This is a genomic window from Pseudomonas sp. GM80 (genome assembly GCF_000282515.1).
GTDB lineage: Bacteria > Pseudomonadota > Gammaproteobacteria > Pseudomonadales > Pseudomonadaceae > Aquipseudomonas.
Window position 1 is genome coordinate 1 of sequence record NZ_AKJD01000172.1, and the last position, 19,210, is coordinate 19,210.

Sequence of the window (19,210 nt, forward strand, 5' to 3'; positions counted from 1 at the left end):
TGGCAGCCCGCCGCTGGTGCCAATCGAAATGCCCAGCCCGCCGAGCAAGGATCAACCGGTGCAAGGCATTGAGCCGACCGGCACCAAGGCAAAATCCCCCGGCGGTTAAACCTGTTGCGCCGCTAATTGACCGTCGGCCATGCGCAGGCGTTTCGACAGCGAAACGGCGAGGGCGCGGATGATCTTCGCGGCGATTTTCGGCGCGTCGTTGAGCATTTTTTCCAGGGAGTCTTTGCCGAGGTTGAGCAACTGACAGTTGCTCGCGGCGATGCAGGTAGCCGAACGGCGTTCACCGTCGAGCACGGCCATTTCGCCAAAGGCCCGACCGCTGCGCAGGGTGGCCATGGTGATGACCTGGCCGTCGGGCCCGGTTTTCTGCACGGCGACCTGACCGGTGTGGAGGATGCACATGAAACTGCCGGCATCGCCCTCACGGAAAATCGCCTCGCCTTCAGCCACGGTGCTGATGCTGAAATAGCCGGAAGCGGCCGCAAAGTCGGCCAGTTGCAATTGATCGAACAGGCCACAGTCCATCAGCCAGTCGCGGATTTCGTTGTTCAGGAAGGTCGGTTCTGACATGTCGTCACGGTCTTATTCTGTTGTCACGGATTCCAGGCATTACACAATCCCCATGTAGGAGCTGCCGAAGGCTGCGATCTTTTGATTTTGATTTTTTAAAAGGCAAGATCAAAAGATCGCAGCCTTCGGCAGCTCCTACAGGGATCTGTGAGTATCGGCCTCTTGGGTCTGGAGTTAAGACCCAAGTGACCGGTGGAGTTCCTCAGGCAATGCCCAAAACCTTGAAAACAAATGCGTATTCGAGCGCTACGTCACGTAATCCCTGATAACGCCCGCTCATCCCGCCGTGGCCGGCTCCCAGTTCAGTCTTGAGCAGCAGCAGATTGTCGTCAGTCTTGGTCGCGCGTAACTTCGCCACCCACTTGGCCGCTTCCCAGTACTGCACGCGGCTGTCGTTGTAGCCGGCGATTACCAGCGTCGCAGGATAATTCTGCGCACTGACGTTTTCGTACGGCGCGTAAGCCTTGATCCGCTCGTAAACGTCTGGCTCTTCAGGGTTGCCCCACTCGTCGTATTCGGTGACGGTCAGTGGTAACTCCGGGTCGAGCATGGTGTTGAGCACGTCGACGAACGGCACTTCGGCAATCGCCACGCCGAACAGATCCGGACGCTGGTTGAGCACCGCGCCGATCAGCAAGCCCCCGGCGCTGCCGCCGCTGATCGCCAGTGTCTCGGCAGTGGTGATGCCGTTGAGGATCAAAAATTCGGCGCAGGCAATGAAATCGCTGAAGGTGTTGTGCTTGTGTTCCTGCTTGCCGGCGCGATACCAGGCCTCGCCCAGCTCACCGCCGCCACGCACGTGGGCGATGGCAAAGGCCATGCCGCGATCCAAAAGGCTCAGGCGCGCGTGGGAGAACCACGGATCGAGGCTGGAACCGTAAGCGCCGTAACCGTACAGATACAGCGGTACGGCCTTGCCGACCATTTCGCGTTTCATCACCAGGCTGATCGGCACCAGCGTGCCGTCCGGCGCCGACGCCCACAGGCGCTGGCTGACGTAGGCGTCGGCATCGAACGGACCGAGCACCGGGGTTTCCTTGAGGACGGCTTGCTCGCCGCTCGCCAGCAACAACTGGCGCACTTGCGCCGGACGGTTCAAGGCCTCGTAGCGCAGACGAATGCGGTCGCTTTCAAACTCCAGGCTGTTTTGCACATACAGGCTGTAGGCCGCGTCCGGTAATTGCACGCGATAAGGCGCCAGGCCTTGTGGGTGAACTTCGATGATCGGCAGACCACCTTCGCGCAAGCTCAGGGTCATCGCCTCGGTGTTGAGGCTGACGCCATCGAGCATCACCGTGTCGCTGTGCGGGATCAGGTTCTGCCACTCGGCTTCGGTCGGCGCAATGCCGGTGTCCGGTGCCTGATACAGGGCGTAGTTGATGCCGTCGCGGTTGGTGCGGATAAACCATGTCCACGCGCCATCGAGCAGGCCGTGATCGACGTCGTATTCGTGGTCTTCGACCCGTGGCGCCAGGCAGGTGAACGGCAGGTGCGGCTGATTGGCGTCGAGCACCCAGACTTCGCTGGTGGTCTTGCTGCCCAGCGACAACAGCAATTGCTGTTCGGAGCTTGCGCGGTAGCAATGCAGGAAGAAACGCCCGTCCGCCTCGTGGAAGACCTCTTCAGCGGCAGTGCCATCGAGACGGTAACGCAACAGTTTGTGCGGCCGGTGGGTGTCGTCGAGCACGCCGAAGAACAGCGTCAGGCTGTCGTTGGCCCAGGTCATGCTGCCGTCGCAGTCCTCGAACTCCAGCTCGCTGACCTTGTCGTTGGACAGTTCCTTGACGAACAGCGTGTAAATCTCATCGCCCGTGGCGTCGACGCTGTAGGCCAGACGCTGGTGGTCGGGGCTGATGCTGAAGGCACCCAGCGAGAAAAAACCGCCATTGGCCAGTTCATTCGGGTCGAGCAGCAGTTGTTCGCGGCTTTCGTCGAGGGTCAGGCTGTCGTCGGCCGGGCGCGGGCAGCGATAGTGCCGGGCGTATTCGTCACCCGCCGTGGTGCGCGTGTAATACAGGTAGGAGCCCCACGGCGAGGGCAGGGACAGGTCGGTTTCCAGAATCCGCCCCTTGATCTCTTCGAACAGAGATTCGCGCAACTCGGCCTGATCGGCGGTTTGCGCTTCTTGGTAAGCGTTTTCGGCCTTGAGGTAATCGAGCACCGCGTCGGTGTCGCGTTCCTGCAGCCAGGCGTACGGGTCGGCACCGGGCGCCTTGTGGGCAATCGGGGCACTGATGGCATTGGCGGATTGGGGCATGGAAGGCTCTCGAACAATGTACGGAATAGGGGTTTTCGCAGCGCTTGAAACCGCCGCAGACCCTGTAGGAGTGAGCCTGCTCGCGATAAGGCCGGCACATGCAACATCAATGTTGTCAGGCTGTCCGTCATCGCGAGCAGGCTCACTCCTACAGGTCGCATGTCTATTGGGACAAGCCGGATGGGCGAAAAGTCGTTACTATAAGCGCCTCTTTGCCTGCCTTGCCATGGACACCATGACCGAGAACGACTATCTGATCGCCTGGGGCCTCTACGCCTTTGCCGCTGTGGGCTGCCTGTTGGTATGGATGCGCCTGACTACCTGGATGTGGCGCTGGCTGCGCGAACCGCTGCGCGTGTTGATGGCGGTGTTGCTGTTCAGCCCGACCATCATTGACCCGGTCAAGGAAAAGGTTGCGCCGGCCATCGCCATCACCGCGCTGGACCTGGCCTTCAAGGTCGGCAACAACGCCTGGCGTGCAGTCTCCGATCTGTTCATGTACGGCATGATCGCTTTCGGCATCTACCTGATCTTCGTGCTGATCCGCTTCCCGATCGAACGTGCCTCCAAGGCTCGCCGCGAACAGGCCGAAGCGGCCAAAGCCGCCGCCCGTGTCGATGACCGCGACGACGATCAACCGTTCGGCGCTGCCGGTGATGACCGCTACGGTCGGCCACCGGTCCCGAACAATCCGCAGCGCATGCGGGTCGAGCCGCGTCTGTAATCCCGAGAGTCCGCACATGTGTGAATTACTGGGCATGAGTGCCAACGTGCCGACCGATATTGTGTTCAGCTTCACCGGCCTGATGCAGCGCGGCGGGCGTACCGGCCCGCACCGCGATGGCTGGGGCATCGCCTTCTATGAAGGCCGCGGTTTGCGCCTGTTCCAGGATCCGGCAGCGAGTTGCGAATCGGAAGTCGCCAATCTGGTGCAGCGTTATCCGATCAAAAGCGAAGTGGTCATCGGCCACATCCGCCAGGCCAACGTCGGCAAGGTCTGCCTGTCCAACACCCACCCGTTCGTCCGCGAGTTGTGGGGGCGCAACTGGTGCTTCGCGCACAACGGCCAGCTCGCCGACTTCACGCCGATCAAAAGTTTCTACCGCCCGGTCGGCGATACCGACAGCGAGGCGGCGTTCTGCGATTTGCTCAACCGCGTACGTGCAGCTTTTCCGGAGCCGGTCGATATAGAAGCGCTGCTGCCGGATCTGGTCGCTGCCTGTGCCGAATACCGCAGCAAAGGCGTATTCAACTGCCTGCTCAGTGATGGCGACTGGCTGTTCTGCTATTGCTCGACCAAACTCGCACAGATCACCCGGCGCGCACCGTTCGGCCCGGCACGGCTGAAGGATGTCGACGTGATCGTCGATTTCCAGGCCGAAACCACGCCCAACGACGTAGTGACGGTGATTGCCACCGAACCGTTAACCGAAAACGAAACCTGGACCCGCTACGAACCGGGCCAATGGAGCCTGTGGCGACGCGGCGAATGCGTCAGCCAGGGCAAGACCGAATAAGGATCTATCCCCGATGTTGCTCAGTTATCTACGGCTGGTGTTGTTTGCGGCGGGCCTGTTGATCGGTGTCCAGGTGCCGGGGTTTATCAACGATTACGCGAAACGGGTCGAAGCGCATCTGATTGAAGCGCAGACTGGTTTGCGCGGGTTCCAGGGCACCGCCGAGCAGTTCTTCAAGGGCGATATACAGGCGCTGGTGGCGCATTACCGCGCCAGCGAAGACCCGGTGTTTCGCAGCGATGCCGACAGCCTGAGCACCTTGCTCGATCGTCAGCTCGCGTTGGATAAACAGTTCCAGGCGATGCAGGGCCCGTGGTACATCCGCTTCCTGCAAGTAGTGCTGGCGGCGGATCCGGACATTCGCAAGGAAACCTGGAACGGCTACAGCTACCAGATTCTGCTGACCCCGGAAGCGATGATCTGGGGCATGAGCGGGGCGTTGCTGCTGTCCTTCGGCATTGAGTGCCTGTTCCGCCTGATCGACTGGGTGGTGCTCGGTGGCCGCCGCTTGCGCCAGAGCCGCCCGATCGAAGACCGCGACGTGCGCGGCCTCTGATCACCAACTTTGTGGCTAAAGGGATTTTGTGGCGAGGGGATTTATCCCCGATGGGCTGCGAAGCAGCCCCAAAACCATGAGACTCGGTGTTTCAGAAAGACCGCGATGGTTGGATTACGACTGCTGCGCAGCCGGTCGGGGATAAATCCCCTCACCACAAAGGTGTGTTCAGACGGTGAGGGTGATGTAGTCCTTGCCGACCTTTTGCGCATACCCCGCCAACACCTGCTGACACAACGTCACAATCTCCTCGACCCACTCAACCCCCACCCGCCACGACACCACCACCTGCAAGTCCGGCGGCCGCTGATCAATGGCCAGCAAGGTCAGTTCCCCCCGCGCCAATTCTTCCGCTACCAGCACCGGCGGCAGCACGCCAATACCAAAACCATCGCGCAACAACCGTGTGATCGCCGACACCGAATTCACGCAGTTCAAGCGCGGTGCCAGCACGCCGTTCGCCTGCATCAACGCCACAAGGTCTTGATGCGGCCGGGAGTTTTTCGAGTAGGTGATAATCCGCTCCTGCGCCAATTCAGCGAGGTCGGCGTAATCGCGGTTGTAGATCGAATTAGTGGCGACGATCCAGCCCAGCGGATGGCTGGCCAACTCCAGACTGCGCACGCTTTCATGGCGCACCAGATCGGTTTGCAGAATCAGATCAAGAAAGCCTTTTTGCAGCTGATCGCAGAGGTTCAGCGAGGTATCCGCCACCAGCTCGATTTCCACCCGTGGATACAGATCGGTCATCTGCGCCACCAACGGGCTCAGCCAAGTGTGGATCACCGTGTCCATCACGCCGATGCGCACGCGGCCGACCTTGCTTGAGCGGGTTTCGATCGACTGCTTGAGCGCCGACATGGTGTCGAGCATCTGCTCGGCATATTCCAGCACTTTCAGGCCTTCGGGCGTCAGGCTGACACCGCGCGAATCGCGCAGAAACAGCTTAACCCCCAGCTCGCCCTCCAGCACCGCAATGCGGCTCGAAATCGACGCCTGGGTGGTGAACAGCTTGTCGGCGGTCAGGCGAAAGCTCTTCAGGCGGGCGACCCAGACAAAGGTCTCGAGAAACTTCAGGTTCATGGGCAAGGCTCGGGTGACAAATTTTTCTTATGCCTAAGGCGGGTTTTTATTCGTTGGACGCGCAAGGGCCGGGCGACGAAAAATCGACGCATCCGGTCCCCACGATAGGCGTCGTCGGGGCTGCGAACAAGACCAATAAAAAACCTGCGGAGATAAGCCATGAGTGCTCCCGACACCCTAGAAGCATCCTCGGCACCGGCGCGTCCGGGGCCGTTCGACTGGTATCGCAACATCAACCAGCAGGAGCGCCGCACGTTCTGGAGCTGCAAGATCGGCTACGGTCTGGACGGCATGGACACGCAGATGCTCAGCTTCGTCGTGCCGACGCTGATTGCGATGTGGGGCATCACCACCGGCGAGGCCGGGCTGATTCATACCAGCACGCTGATTGCTTCAGCGATTGGCGGTTGGGTCGCCGGGATTCTCTCCGACCGCATCGGCCGCGTGCGCACCCTGCAATTGACGGTGCTGTGGTTCGCCTTCTTCACCTTCCTCTGCGGCTTCGCGCAAAACTACGAACAATTGCTGATCGCCCGCACCTTGATGGGCTTCGGTTTCGGCGGCGAATGGACGGCCGGCGCGGTGCTGATCGGCGAGGTGATCCGCGCCAAGGATCGCGGCAAAGCGGTGGGCATGGTGCAATCCGGTTGGGCGCTGGGTTGGGGGCTGACGGCGATTCTGTATGCGCTGCTGTTCTCGGTGCTGCCGCCGGAAGACGCCTGGCGCGCGCTGTTCATCCTCGGCATCGTGCCAGCGATTTTCGTGATTTTCGTCCGCCGTCTGGTCAAGGATCCGGAGATCTATCGTGAAGCTAAAGCCCAACAAACGCCGGAGAATCAATCGAAGTTCTACGAGATTTTCGCGCCGGGCATGCTCTTCACCACGTTCCGCGCTTCGCTGCTGACCACGGGAGCTTTGGGCGGTTATTACGCCATCACTTCGTGGCTGCCGACCTTCCTCAAGAACGAACGCGGCTTGAGCGTACTCGGCACCGGCGGCTATCTGGCAATGGTGATTGTCGGCTCTTACGTTGGCTACGTGATCAGCGCTTACCTGACCGATCTGCTCGGCCGCAAAAAGAATTTCATCCTGTTCGCGGTCGGCTCATTCACCATCGTGCTGCTCTATACGCAATTGCCGGTGAGTAACGGCGTGATGCTGTGGCTGGGCTTTCCGCTGGGCTTCTTTGCCTCGGGGATCTTCAGCGGCATGGGCGCGTTTCTCACTGAGTTGTTTCCAACACGGATTCGCGGTTCGGGGCAGGGCTTTTGCTACAACATCGGGCGGGCGCTGGCGGCATTGTTTCCGCTGCTGATCGGTTTGCTTAGCCAGACCGTGCCATTGAGCGTCGGTATTGGTGCCTTTGCTGCAGTGTCTTACGGCGTAGTGATTATCGCGGCGTTGAGCCTGCCGGAAACCCGTGGCAAGCAACTCGATACGCAGTAACTGATAATCTGCGTCGTAAAGTCCTACAGATAAAAAGACAAGCCCTACAGGAGTGTTCACCGTGAGCCGCCTGCTATTGAATTGCGACATCGGCGAGAGCTTCGGCAGCTGGACCATGGGTCTGGATGCCGAGGTCATGCCCTTCATCGATTGCGCCAACGTCGCCTGCGGCTTCCATGCCGGTGACCCGAGCATCATGCGCAAGACCGTCAGCCTGGCCTTGAGCCACGGCGTAAAGATTGGTGCGCATCCGGCCTATCAGGATCTGGCCGGTTTCGGTCGCCGTTCCATGGCGTATTCCGCGCAAGAGCTGCAAGACATCCTGCATTACCAGATCGGCGCCCTCGACGGTATTTGCAAGGCGCAGGGCGGACGGGTCAGTTATGTCAAACCTCACGGCGCGATGTACAACGACATGATGGCCAACCCGGCACAACTGCGTGCGGTGATTCAGGCCGTAGCAGATTACGATCGCAGCCTGCCGCTGATGTTGATGGCCACTCGCGACAATTCGGCCGCGCAGCAGATCGGCGATGAGTACGGCGTGACGTTGTGGTTCGAAGCCTTCGCCGACCGCGCCTATGACAGCGCCGGCAAACTGGTCTCGCGACAACTGCCGGGTGCGGTGCATCACGAGCCTGAAAAAATCATCGAGCAAGCGCTGACCATCGCCCGTGGCGAAAATCTCAACGCCAGCGATGGCAGCGCCTTGCGCCTGCATGCCAATACCCTCTGCGTACACGGCGACAACGCCAGTTCGGTGGCCGCCGTGCAGCGTATTCGCGAGGCCTTGAATCAGCAGGACGCGCAATGAACCCAAGGATTGAAGTGGTGGCACTGGATTGCCTGATGCTGCGCCTGTTCGATGAAATCGCTGAGGCCAACATGCCGTGGATGCTCGCTGCCAGTGAGCGTTTGCGTACGGTGTTTGGCGCGCAATTGATCGATCTGGTGCCGTCATACACGACGTTGATGGTGCATTACGATTTGACGGTTTTGAGCCCGAATCAGGCGCGGGAATTGATCGCTGAGGCGCTGATTGATCTCTCGCCGAATTCACGATCCGCCGGTCAGTGTCATGTGCTGCCGGTCTGGTATGACTTGAGCGTCGGGCCAGAGTTGAGCTTGCTGGCTGCGCGCAGCGGGCTGGCGCTGGAGGAGGTGATCCGTCGCCACAGCGGCCGCGAATATCAGGTGTTCGCTCTCGGTTTTGCGCCCGGCTTTGCCTTCATGGGGCTGGTCGAAGAAATCCTCGCAGCGCCACGCTTGAACACCCCGCGCAAGAAAGTCGCGGCTGGCAGCGTCGGTATTGCTGAACGGCAAACGGCAGCCTATCCGGTCGTGTCTCCCGGTGGCTGGAGCCTGATCGGTCGCACGCCAGCGAAACTGTTTGATCGTCATCGCGACGGCTACAGCCTGATGCAACCCGGCGACACTGTGCGTTTCGAGGCGGTCAGCCACGCCGAATTCATCCGCCTGGGCGGCGACGACACGCCATTGGAGGCGCAGGCATGAGCCGACTGACGATTGAGGCGAGTACGCCGCTGTGCCTGTTGCAAGACGCCGGGCGGTTTGGCGTGCGGCATCTGGGCGTGACCCAGGGCGGCGCGGCGGACTGGAATTCCATGAGTTGGGCCAATTGGCTGCTGGGCAATGGGCTGGATGTGCCGGTGATCGAAATCACCCTCGGCGGCTTTACCGTGTTGGCTGAAGAGGATTGCTTGCTGGCGCTGGCCGGGGCGGATCTTGGCGCGCAGGTTGATGGTCAGCCGTTGGCGCCGTGGCGCAGTTTCAAATTGGGCAAAGGACAAAAATTGCAGTTCACGCAGCCGCTGCTTGGCGCCCGGGCTTATCTGGCCGCGCCCGGCGGTTTCGAGGCGCCGAAGGTATTGGGCAGTAGCGCGACGGTTGTGCGCGAAGAACTCGGCGGGCTCGATGGCATGGGGTTGCCATTGGCCAAGGGTTCGACGCTGAGTTACCACGGGGAATCGCTGTGTGTTCGCGAGGTGCCTGTGGATTTATGGCCGGATCTGAAATCGAATGCGCCGCTGGATCTGGTGCTCGGCGCACAGATCGGTCAGTTCAGCGGACAGAGTCTGTTTGATGTGTTTAACAGTGCGTGGACGCTGGACAGTCGCGCGGATCGCATGGGCATTCGTTTGCTCGGCAAGGCGTTGGAATATCAAGGCCAGCCGATGATTTCCGAGGGGATTCCGTTGGGCGCGGTGCAGGTGCCACCGGACGGGCAGCCGATTGTGTTGCTCAATGATCGGCAGACGATTGGTGGCTATCCACGGTTGGGGGCATTAACGCCGTTGGCGTTGGCGCGGTTGGCGCAGTGCCTGCCGGGGGCGCAGGTGCGGTTGCGGCCGGTGGTGCAAGACGTTGCGCATCGCGAGCACATCAAATATCTGCAGCGCTTCAGAAATAGCTAAAAGCATCGCGGGCAAGCCAGCTCCCACAGTGTCCGAGTTGTACACGAAATTTATGTACACCACCGATACCTGTGGGAGCGGGCTTGCCCGCGATGGCGTCAGTACAGACGCAGCAGATCACTTGGACAAAAACCGCATCCCTTCTTCCAAACCGCGCAGCGTCAACGGATACATCTGATCCTCGATCAAATCCCTCACGATATTGGTCGACGAGGTATACCCCCACGTATCTTTCGGATACGGGTTAATCCAGATGAGCTTCTTGTACTTCTCCATGAACCGCTGCATCCACACATAACCCGGCTCTTCGTTCCAGTGCTCGACACTGCCGCCAGCCTGGGTGATTTCATACGGCGCCATCGCTGCGTCACCAATGAAAATCACCTTATAGTCAGCGCCGTACTTGTGCAGCAGATCCTGCGTCGAGGTGCGCTCGGAAGTGCGGCGCATGTTGTTCTTCCACACCGACTCATAAACGAAGTTGTGGAAGTAGAAGTACTCCAGATGCTTGAACTCGGTCTTACAGGCCGAGAACAGCTCCTCGCAGATCTTCACGTGGGCGTCCATCGAGCCGCCGATATCGAACAGCAACAACAGCTTCACCGTGTTGCGGCGCTCCGGGCGCATCTGGATATTCAGCAATCCGGCGTCGCGAGCGGTGTGGTCGATGGTGCCGTCGATATCAAGTTCTTCCGCCGCGCCCTGGCGAGCAAATTTACGCAGTCGACGCAGCGCAACCTTGATGTTGCGCGTGCCCAGTTCCACCGAGTCATCGAGGTTCTTGTATTCGCGCTGATCCCAGACCTTTACCGCTTTGCCCTGGCGCTTGCCGGCATCGCCCACCCGAATGCCTTCCGGGTTGAAACCGCCGGAACCGAACGGGCTGGTGCCGCCGGTGCCAATCCACTTGTTGCCGCCGGCGTGACGTTCCTTCTGTTCTTCCAGACGCTTCTTGAACTCTTCGATCAGCTTGTCGAGACCGCCGAGGGACTGGATCTGCGCGCGTTCCTCGTCGCTCAGCGAGCGTTCGAATTCCTTGCGCAGCCAGTCTTCGGGAATCAGTGCCTGTAAATGATCGTCGAGCTTTTCGAGGCCATTGAAGTAGGCGCCGAACGCACGGTCGAATTTGTCGAAATGACGTTCGTCCTTCACCAGAATCGCCCGCGACAAGTAATAGAACTCGTCCATGTCGGCGAAGGTCACGCGCTGTTTCAGCGCGTTGATCAGGTCGAGCAGCTCGCGCACCGACACCGGCACCTTGGCGGCACGCATTTCATTGAACAGGTTGAGCAACATGGCATCAGCCTCTTAGCGAGAACCGCGACGGCTCATGAACGCCAGACGCTCAAGCAGTTGCACGTCCTGTTCGTTCTTCACCAAGGCACCGGCCAGCGGCGGAATGGCCTTGGTCGGATCGCGTTCGCGCAGCACGGCTTCGCCAATATTGTCGGCCATCAGCAGTTTCAGCCAATCGACCAGCTCGGAGGTCGACGGCTTCTTCTTCAGGCCCGGCACCTTGCGCACATCGAAGAACACGTCCAGCGCTTCGCTGACCAGATCCTTCTTGATGTCGGGGTAATGCACGTCGACGATTTTCTGCAGGGTGGTGCGGTCGGGGAAGGCGATGTAATGGAAGAAGCAGCGGCGCAGGAAGGCGTCCGGCAACTCTTTCTCGTTGTTCGAAGTAATGATGATGATCGGGCGCTTCTTGGCCTTGATGGTCTCGTCGATCTCGTAAACGTAGAACTCCATTTTGTCGAGTTCTTGCAGCAGGTCGTTGGGGAACTCGATGTCGGCCTTGTCGATTTCGTCGATCAGCAGAATGACCCGCTCCTCGGACTCGAAAGCCTCCCACAGCTTGCCTTTCTTCAGGTAGTTGCGCACGTCGTGGACTTTTTCAGTGCCCAGCTGCGAGTCGCGCAGGCGGCTGACCGCATCGTACTCGTACAAGCCCTGATGGGCTTTGGTGGTGGATTTGATGTGCCAGGTGATCAGCTTGGCATTGAACGATTCGGCCAGTTGCTCGGCGAGCATGGTCTTGCCGGTGCCCGGCTCGCCCTTGACCAGCAGCGGCCGCTCCAGGGTGATGGCGGCGTTGACCGCCAGCTTCAGGTCATCGGTGGCGACGTAGGCCTGGGTGCCTTCGAACTTCATCTGCTAATCCTCGAACGGTAACGCCGACCTGACGGGCAGGGCGGGGGCGAAATAATCGGATGCCCGACTATAACGCGCAGGCCGGTCGACTGTGAACGCAGACGGCTTATTCAGTCTCTGAATGGGGCGTCACATGTTGACTCACCTGTGGTGAGGGGATTTATCCCCGACGGGCTGCGAAGCAGCCCCTAATGTGAACTAACCTAACCCGCATCCGGTTTAGGCCGCTCATACCGCGCATTGAATGCCTGAACAAAGCCATTACGCAAAATCTGCAAAAACGCTTCAAACGCGCTGATATTTTGCTGATGTACATTGCCGCTCAGCTCAACCTTGGTCGCGAACTGGTTTTTTGCCTGATTCTTCAGCACGGTTTCCGTGCCGCCGACCAGCGCTTCCCAGACGGAGCGGAAGATGCTTTTGTTCTTGTTTTCCACGTCCTGCTGCCAGTTGAAGACTTCTACGTCGCGCAACAGCGGTTTGATGTAGCCGTTGACTTGCGCCTTTTTGGCTTTGGCTTCGATGACCACGTCACCGTGGCCGGCATTGAAATCGAACTTGCCGTAGGCCGAGGCGAAGTCATTCATGCTTTTGAGTTCGATGTCTTTGGCACGCAGGCGGAATTCGAAGTCTTCGAAATTGCTCAACGGATCGAAGGTGGCGGTGGTTTCCAGCGGCGCGTGGCCGAGTAGCAAGGCTTTGCCTTCGAAACGGGCGTCGCGTTTACCTTCCTTGTCGACCACGTTGGTCAGGTTGTAGATGCTCGCGTTGACGTCAGTGGCATTCATGTTCACGGGCGGTTTGGAATTGAAGTTGCGGAAACTGATACGACCGTCGTTGATCTGCACTTCGTCGAGGGTGATTGGCAACAATTTGCCCAACTGCTCACGCCAGTCGGTGCCTTGACCGGTTTGGGAATTCTGTTTGTTGGCGCCACCGTCGACGAAGTTGATTTCAGGTTTGAAGAACTTCACTTGAGCGACGACGGCATGGTCGTACCACAGCGAGTGCCAACTGACTGAAAGGTCGATCAACGGCGCATTGACGAACGGCACCGGTACTTTGCCGTCGACTTTGACGATCTTCAGACCGTTGATTTTGTAGGCGCCGCGCCACCACGCCAGGTCAACATCGGTGATCTGGCCACGGTAATCGCCCATATTCGCCAGTTTGTCGTTCAGGTAGTCGCGTACCACGTAAGGCAGGGCGATGTGCAGTGCGATCAGCAGCACGACGATTCCCGCAAAAGTCCATAACGGCCAGCTGTAGCGACGTTTCATGGTGACAATTCCCGAACGATGTAAAGCGATTGACTACTGTGTGTTGCAGACGTTCGCCCTGACTGGACTGTGCTGGGCAACAGGCATACCTTGGAGCGCTGAATTCAACGCTGCATAAGGACCCAGCCATGAGCCGTATTTTTGCCGACAACGCCCATTCCATCGGTAACACACCGCTGGTGCAGATCAACCGTATTGCGCCGCGTGGCGTGACCATTCTGGCCAAGATCGAGGGGCGCAACCCCGGTTATTCGGTCAAGTGCCGGATCGGCGCCAACATGATCTGGGACGCCGAAAGCAGCGGCAAACTCAAGCCGGGCATGACCATCGTCGAGCCGACCTCGGGTAATACCGGTATCGGTCTGGCGTTTGTGGCCGCCGCTCGCGGTTACAAGTTGATGCTGACCATGCCGGCTTCCATGAGCATCGAGCGCCGCAAAGTGCTCAAGGCCTTGGGCGCTGAACTGGTGCTGACCGAGCCAGCCAAGGGCATGAAGGGCGCGATCGAGAAGGCCGCTGAAATCGTCGCCAGCGATGTCGATAAATACTTCATGCCGGCGCAGTTCGATAACCCGGCCAACCCGGCGATTCATGAAAAGACTACCGGCCCGGAAATCTGGAACGACACCGACGGCGCTGTCGACGTGTTGGTGGCGGGTGTCGGCACCGGCGGAACCATCACTGGCGTTTCGCGGTATATCAAGAATACCCAGGGCAAACCGATTCTTTCCGTGGCCGTGGAGCCGGTGTCCTCTCCAGTGATCACCCAGGCGCTGGCCGGTGAAGAGATCAAGCCTAGCCCGCACAAGATTCAGGGCATTGGTGCCGGTTTTGTGCCGAAAAACCTCGATCTGTCGATGGTGGATCGGGTTGAGTTGGTGACTGACGAAGAGTCCAAAGCCATGGCCCTGCGCCTGATGCAGGAAGAAGGCATTCTCTGCGGGATTTCCTGTGGCGCAGCGATGGCCGTGGCCGTGCGTCTGGCAGAAACCCCGGAAATGCAGGGCAAGACCATCGTCGTGATTCTGCCGGACTCGGGCGAGCGTTATCTGTCGAGCATGTTGTTCAGCGACCTGTTCACCGAGCAGGAGACCCAGCAATAAGTCGCAGCCTGCAATCCGTCCCTGTAGGAGCTGCCGCAGGCTGCGATCTTTTGATCTTCATGATTCAGGTCAGCCAAGGTTCAGGATCGTTATGATAATAAGCGCTTTGTTGCGCAATCCTTAACACTGAATCTTGGCTGAAGCGGGTTTTTCCCGAAGCCGGTAGTGTTTATCATGGCCGGCTGCCATGCCGGGTAAATGGCATTGTGCAGCGTTGTCTTTATTCAAGGAGTTGTTGATGACCTTTTCGTTTGCCGCCAAGGCGTTTGTGCTGTTGCTGTTTATGGGCAGCACGCTCTATGTGCATTTGCGCGGCAAGGCGCGTTTGCCGGTACTGCGTCAGTTCGTCAACCATTCGGCGCTGTTCGCCCCGTACAACGCTTTGATGTACATGTTTTCCGGCGTGCCGTCCAAGCCTTACCTGGATCGCAGCAAATTCCCGGAGCTGGACGTACTTCGCGATAACTGGGAAACCATTCGCGACGAAGCCATGCACCTGTTCGACGAGGGCTACATCCGCGCCGCCGAGAAGAACAATGACGCCGGTTTCGGGTCGTTCTTCAAAAAGGGCTGGAAGCGTTTCTACCTCAAGTGGTACGACAAACCGCTGCCGTCGGCCGAAACCCTGTGCCCGAAAACCGTGGCGCTGGTCAGTGCGATTCCCAACGTCAAGGGCGCCATGTTCGCGCTGTTGCCGGGCGGTAGTCATCTCAACCCACACCGCGATCCGTTTGCCGGCTCCTTGCGCTATCACCTCGGTCTGTCGACACCCAACTCCGACGATTGCCGGATCTTCGTCGACGGTCAGGTCTACGCCTGGCGCGACGGTGAAGACGTGATGTTCGACGAGACTTACGTGCACTGGGTGAAGAACGAAACCGAAAAGACCCGGGTGATTCTGTTCTGCGACGTCGAGCGACCGCTGAGCAACCGTTTCATGACCCGCATCAACCGAACCATCAGCGCCTGGCTCGGCCGTGCGACCGCACCGCAGAACCTCGATGATGAACGCGTCGGCGGGATCAACCAGGCTTACGCCTGGAGCAAGAACTTCAGCGACAAGTTCAGCGCAGTGGTCAAACAGTGGAAGCGTCGCAACCCCAAGGCCTACCGCATCATGCGTCCGGTATTGGCCGTTGTGGTACTGACGTTGTTGGGCTATTGGCTGTTTGGGTAAAGTCGGTCTCGTTTAAAGGAACCGCTCTAAATGAGCGGTTTTTTTATGCGGGTCAAAACTGTTACAACGCACCACTGCCATCTGCCAGCCGTTAAACTCTCACGCGCAAGCTCTCAATGAAGGCGCAGCACCCGCAGTGTGCTGCCATACACCCCATGGAATAGGCGACTCCCCTTGAATCAATCCCTCAAGCCTGGCGAAAACACCTCCCTGGACCTGCCCAATGGGCACGTCGTGGTCACTCATGCCGCAGGCGACAATCTGGACGTGAACCTCACGGCGTTTCTCGTCACTGAGGCCGGCAAGGTCACCAGTGACAGCGACATGGTGTTTTTCAACGCACCGGAACATGCGTCCGGCGCCGCCATGTTCATCGCACCGGTCACACAGAGCGGCATTGTCAGCCACCGCATCGGTTTTGATCTTTCGCGCATGCCGGCGGGTATCACCAAGATCGCCATCACCCTGACTCAGGATGGCAGTGGTGGTTTTGCCGCTGTAAAGGACCTGCGCGCCCAAGTGGTCGTCGGCGATCAGGTTCTGGAGCTCGCGCCGGGTAGTTTCACCCAGGAAACGGGCATTATCGTGCTCGATCTGTACGTGCGAAACGGCCAGTGCAAGGCGCGTTCGGTATGGCAGGGTTTTGCCTCGGGACTGGCCGGGCTGTGCGGCCTCTACGGGGTGGATGTTGAAGAAGAAGCGCCAGCGGCTCCCGCTGCCAAACCGGTGAACATTACCAAGTCACTGATCACCCTCGACAAACCGGGCACCAGCCACAAGGTCTCCCTGGAAAAAGGCCCGTCGGCACCGAAAGTCATCCGCGTCAGCGCGACCTGGGTGGATAACGGCGATGATGACGACAATGACGATCTCGACCTCCGGATCGGCATTCTGCGCCCCGATGGCCGAATGTCCTTCATCCAGGCGCCGGACAAGAGTGGCGCCTTCGATATCGATCCTTTCGTGTTCCACACTGGCGACGTGGTCAGCGCCAGCGATTCGGCACCGGCCATCGAAACAGTCGACATCAACCCGGCCATCTCCCAGCAAATGGGTGGCAAGGTTGCGTTGGTTTGCAGTGTCTATTCTGCGCTGGACAACGGCGCCGTCTCGGTGGCTTCGCTGAAACCGAAAATGCGCATGGAGTACGGCAATCAGGTTGTCGAGTGCGCTTTCGAATTCCAGGACGATGAATTCAGCAGCACGGTCTACACCTACGTGATCGGTTTGATCGAGATCGACCTTGATCACATTGAACTGAGTCCCTCCGGCATCACATCAGAGAGCACGAGCGAAGCGACCCCGTGGCTCACACGCCGGGGCGACAAGCTGGTGCTGACCATGGACGGGCCTGAGGTGTTCAAAGGCTATCCGCCGGAGAACAGCGGTAGTAAACATTACGTCTGAGTGCCAGGGATGACTTGTCGCTGAGACTGAATGTAGCCACATATAAACCGCTCCAGTGGAGCGGTTTATCACCAGAGTATTTACAGACGACCTGCTGCGAGTACGTTGGGCTCTTTGGTTTCGGTACCCGTTATAAGGATTTGCAGTAGTCGCTGTTGACTGGCAGTCAGCCTGACATCGGCATCTTTTTTGGCGCTTAAAGGTCCGCCTGGTCTGATGGATGACTTTTTAACCGGCTTGTTCACGTTTTCACCAGTGCTGATCATTAATTGAGCAGTTTTCACGATACGCGGTTCCCTACGTTTTTGACAAGGCATCCCTGTGCATCAAAGCGGAAGCCAAGTTCTTGATAATGGGAAATTGCACCCACCAAAGGTTCCTGAACCTCTAGTACCTCACTGCCGATGATCCGCGCGTACTGTTCAATCACGATCAGTGCCAGCGTTCCAATTCGGTTTTTCAGTGGGTGAGCCTCTCCCGAACGCCCCTCCAGACGAACGATTCGAATTCTCCTGCGACTGTTGTTCGGATTTGCGAAACACAGCCCACACAACTCATCTTCAAACCAGATCGAAAAGTCCAGTGACAGCGGCTCGCGAGCTTTCCATGTCATGACTTCACGCCAACAGAATTGCGGTGTCTCCCAGCGTAACGAGGCATTCACTGCAAGAGTGTCGATGGGTTCGAAGCGTACCTTCGACAAATCGGTGACGGCACGTTTTTCTCGTTCCAGTTGATGCTGGAGTAGAGCAATACTGCTACTTGCCTGTTTTCTAGCCATTGATCTGTACAGCTGATATCGAAGTTGAGTTCTTTCCCTTGGCATGTGATTTCGTACATTCCCTGTCCCCCCATAGTCGGGCATCGCCTTGCAACCCAGCCTATTCACCTCCCACCCAGCTGTCGCTACCGGCCCTTTGCCCAAGTCATTGCAATCTGTGTCCCTGGCTGGTTATATTCAGCCCTCGTGAGCCAGTCGGTTCACTCACCTCAACCTCAAAAAAGATCTGCACTCATGCCTGCATCCCACATCAACGCGGTAGTCGATTCAGCGGTCAACGCTGGCGTCGTGCCGTGCGGGAATCAGCAGCCACAGCAGATCAGTCATTACCCCCCACCTGTCAGTAGCACGCCGGTGTGCGCAGTCGTATCACCGCCCGGTGTTGGCGTTTCGGGCTGATCGGCGTTTTTTGCTGACCCCTGTGCCCGCCTGAAAAAACCTACTGAACTTCAGCTTCGGCTGAGTTGGCTTTTTGCCTGACTACAGGTGGTATTCATGTTTGTCCTTTCGAAAAAATCCGCGCTCGCGGCGGCGTCCACGAGCCTGTTCGTTCTGCTGTGGAGCAGCGGGGCGATCTTCTCCAAATGGGGCCTGGCTCACGCTTCGCCATTTGCCTTTCTGCTGATCCGCTTTGCGATCGCCCTGTGCGGGCTGGTGCTGCTGGCGCCGTTACTCAGGCTGAAGTTGCCCAAGACTGGCCGGCCGATGCTGTATGCGATTGCCACCGGCGTGGTGTTGCTCGGGGCCTATCAGATTTTCTATTTGCTGGCGCTGAACAGCAAAGTCACGCCGGGGGTGATGGCAACCATCATGGGCGTGCAGCCGATTCTCACCGTTGTGTTGATGGAGCGGCAGCGCTCGGCGAGCCGGATGTTCGGGCTGGCGCTGGGGCTGGCGGGGCTGATCATGGTGGTTTACCAGGGCATCGGCCTGGCCGGGATGTCCTGGACGGGATGCTCTTCGGACTGCTGGCGCTGGCGAGCATGACCCTCGGTTCGATCATGCAGAAACGCATCACCGACAATCCGCTCGGCACGTTGCCGGTGCAGTATCTGGCGGGGCTGTTGTTGTGCGGGATTTTTGTGCCGTTCCAACCATTCCACTTTGAGCACAGCACCGGTTTTATCGTGCCGGTGTTGTGGATGGGGCTGGTGGTCTCGGTGCTGGCGACACTGCTGCTTTATCGCCTGATTGCGCGGGGCAATCTGGTGAACGTCACCAGCCTGTTCTATCTGGTCCCGGCGGTGACCGCGGTGATGGATTACCTGATTTTCGGCAATCGTCTGGCGGGACTGAGTGTGCTGGGGATGCTGTTGATCATCATCGGTCTGGCATTCGTATTCCGTAAACCCAAGTAACCCCAACCCCTGTAGGAGCTGCCGCAGGCTGCGATCTGTTGATCTTGTGGTTAAAAACAACATCAAAAGATCGCAGC

18 protein-coding genes and 1 pseudogene are annotated in these 19,210 nt (G+C 58.8%); 11 read left to right on the forward strand and 8 right to left on the reverse strand.

Annotation, left to right across the window (positions count from 1 at the left end):
- Positions 1-105: 105 nt before the first annotated feature.
- Both PMI37_RS23980 and PMI37_RS23985 read right to left on the reverse strand, forming a co-directional pair.
- Entirely contained in the window at positions 106-579 is a 474-nt protein-coding gene (locus PMI37_RS23980) for a Crp/Fnr family transcriptional regulator (protein ID WP_008085900.1), read from the reverse strand.
- A gap of 202 nt (positions 580-781) precedes the next feature.
- The gene (locus PMI37_RS23985) at positions 782-2,836 is read right to left on the reverse strand and encodes a S9 family peptidase (protein ID WP_008085902.1); all 2,055 of its coding nucleotides are present in this window, start codon (positions 2,834-2,836) and stop codon (positions 782-784) included.
- Between the two features lie 226 nt (positions 2,837-3,062).
- Here PMI37_RS23985 and PMI37_RS23990 point away from each other — a divergent pair, with 226 nt between their 5' ends.
- The 3 genes from PMI37_RS23990 to PMI37_RS24000 are packed head-to-tail and all read left to right on the forward strand — an operon-like array spanning position 3,063 to position 4,909.
- Entirely contained in the window at positions 3,063-3,560 is a 498-nt protein-coding gene (locus PMI37_RS23990; RefSeq protein WP_008085905.1) for a hypothetical protein, read from the forward strand.
- 16 nt (positions 3,561-3,576) lie between these two features.
- Complete coding sequence (locus tag PMI37_RS23995) at positions 3,577-4,353, forward strand: class II glutamine amidotransferase (protein WP_008085906.1); 777 nt, start codon at positions 3,577-3,579, stop codon at positions 4,351-4,353.
- Between the two features lie 13 nt (positions 4,354-4,366).
- A complete protein-coding gene (locus tag PMI37_RS24000) occupies positions 4,367-4,909 on the forward strand; it encodes a DUF2937 family protein (protein ID WP_008085908.1) in 543 nt (180 codons plus the stop codon).
- 168 nt (positions 4,910-5,077) lie between these two features.
- Here PMI37_RS24000 and PMI37_RS24005 read toward each other — a convergent pair whose 3' ends face one another.
- Complete coding sequence (locus PMI37_RS24005) at positions 5,078-5,992, reverse strand: LysR family transcriptional regulator (protein WP_008085910.1); 915 nt, start codon at positions 5,990-5,992, stop codon at positions 5,078-5,080.
- A 159-nt stretch (positions 5,993-6,151) separates the two neighbouring features.
- Here PMI37_RS24005 and PMI37_RS24010 point away from each other — a divergent pair, with 159 nt between their 5' ends.
- The 4 genes from PMI37_RS24010 to PMI37_RS24025 all read left to right on the forward strand — a co-directional run bounded on the left by PMI37_RS24010 (position 6,152) and on the right by PMI37_RS24025 (position 9,873).
- Positions 6,152-7,438, forward strand: a complete 1,287-nt coding sequence (locus tag PMI37_RS24010) for an MFS transporter (protein ID WP_008085912.1) — start codon at positions 6,152-6,154, stop codon at positions 7,436-7,438.
- Positions 7,439-7,499: 61 nt separating this feature from the next.
- A complete protein-coding gene (locus tag PMI37_RS24015) occupies positions 7,500-8,252 on the forward strand; it encodes a 5-oxoprolinase subunit PxpA (RefSeq protein ID WP_008085913.1) in 753 nt (250 codons plus the stop codon).
- Positions 8,249-8,953, forward strand: coding sequence for a 5-oxoprolinase subunit PxpB (pxpB, locus tag PMI37_RS24020; RefSeq protein WP_008085916.1), 705 nt, complete (start codon positions 8,249-8,251; stop codon positions 8,951-8,953). Before PMI37_RS24015 ends, pxpB begins: the two co-directional genes overlap by 4 nt.
- Positions 8,950-9,873 carry a biotin-dependent carboxyltransferase family protein gene (locus PMI37_RS24025; protein ID WP_008085919.1) on the forward strand — a complete coding sequence of 308 codons (924 nt, stop codon included), beginning with the start codon at positions 8,950-8,952 and terminating at the stop codon, positions 9,871-9,873. Before pxpB ends, PMI37_RS24025 begins: the two co-directional genes overlap by 4 nt.
- 117 nt (positions 9,874-9,990) lie before the next feature.
- Here the strand turns inward: PMI37_RS24025 and PMI37_RS24030 are convergent, their stop codons facing one another.
- From PMI37_RS24030 to PMI37_RS24040, 3 genes are all read right to left on the reverse strand, one after another.
- Positions 9,991-11,169 (reverse strand): vWA domain-containing protein, encoded by a 1,179-nt coding sequence (locus tag PMI37_RS24030; protein WP_008085921.1) that lies wholly within the window; start codon positions 11,167-11,169, stop codon positions 9,991-9,993.
- Between the two features lie 12 nt (positions 11,170-11,181).
- On the reverse strand, positions 11,182-12,027 hold the full coding sequence (locus tag PMI37_RS24035; RefSeq protein WP_008085923.1) for an AAA family ATPase: 846 nt from the start codon (positions 12,025-12,027) through the stop codon (positions 11,182-11,184).
- 203 nt (positions 12,028-12,230) lie between these two features.
- Positions 12,231-13,307, reverse strand: coding sequence for a DUF748 domain-containing protein (locus PMI37_RS24040; protein WP_008085924.1), 1,077 nt, complete (start codon positions 13,305-13,307; stop codon positions 12,231-12,233).
- Between the two features lie 128 nt (positions 13,308-13,435).
- Here PMI37_RS24040 and cysK point away from each other — a divergent pair, with 128 nt between their 5' ends.
- From cysK to PMI37_RS24055, 3 genes are all read left to right on the forward strand, one after another.
- Entirely contained in the window at positions 13,436-14,410 is a 975-nt protein-coding gene (cysK, locus tag PMI37_RS24045) for a cysteine synthase A (protein ID WP_008085926.1), read from the forward strand.
- A 238-nt stretch (positions 14,411-14,648) separates the two neighbouring features.
- Positions 14,649-15,587: an aspartyl/asparaginyl beta-hydroxylase domain-containing protein gene (locus PMI37_RS24050; RefSeq protein WP_008085928.1), complete on the forward strand. Its 939-nt coding sequence runs from the start codon at positions 14,649-14,651 to the stop codon at positions 15,585-15,587.
- Between the two features lie 174 nt (positions 15,588-15,761).
- Positions 15,762-16,994: a TerD family protein gene (locus tag PMI37_RS24055; protein ID WP_008085929.1), complete on the forward strand. Its 1,233-nt coding sequence runs from the start codon at positions 15,762-15,764 to the stop codon at positions 16,992-16,994.
- Positions 16,995-17,074: 80 nt separating this feature from the next.
- On the opposite strand, the gene PMI37_RS31505 is transcribed toward PMI37_RS24055, so the two are convergent.
- Positions 17,075-17,278 carry a hypothetical protein gene (locus PMI37_RS31505; RefSeq protein ID WP_238552730.1) on the reverse strand — a complete coding sequence of 68 codons (204 nt, stop codon included), beginning with the start codon at positions 17,276-17,278 and terminating at the stop codon, positions 17,075-17,077.
- Positions 17,275-17,775, reverse strand: coding sequence for a hypothetical protein (locus PMI37_RS24060; RefSeq protein ID WP_008085933.1), 501 nt, complete (start codon positions 17,773-17,775; stop codon positions 17,275-17,277). Before PMI37_RS24060 ends, PMI37_RS31505 begins: the two co-directional genes overlap by 4 nt.
- A 495-nt stretch (positions 17,776-18,270) precedes the next feature.
- Between PMI37_RS24060 and PMI37_RS24065 the strand changes: the two are divergent.
- Positions 18,271-19,133 (forward strand): annotated as a pseudogene (locus PMI37_RS24065) (DMT family transporter).
- Positions 19,134-19,210: the final 77 nt, after the last annotated feature.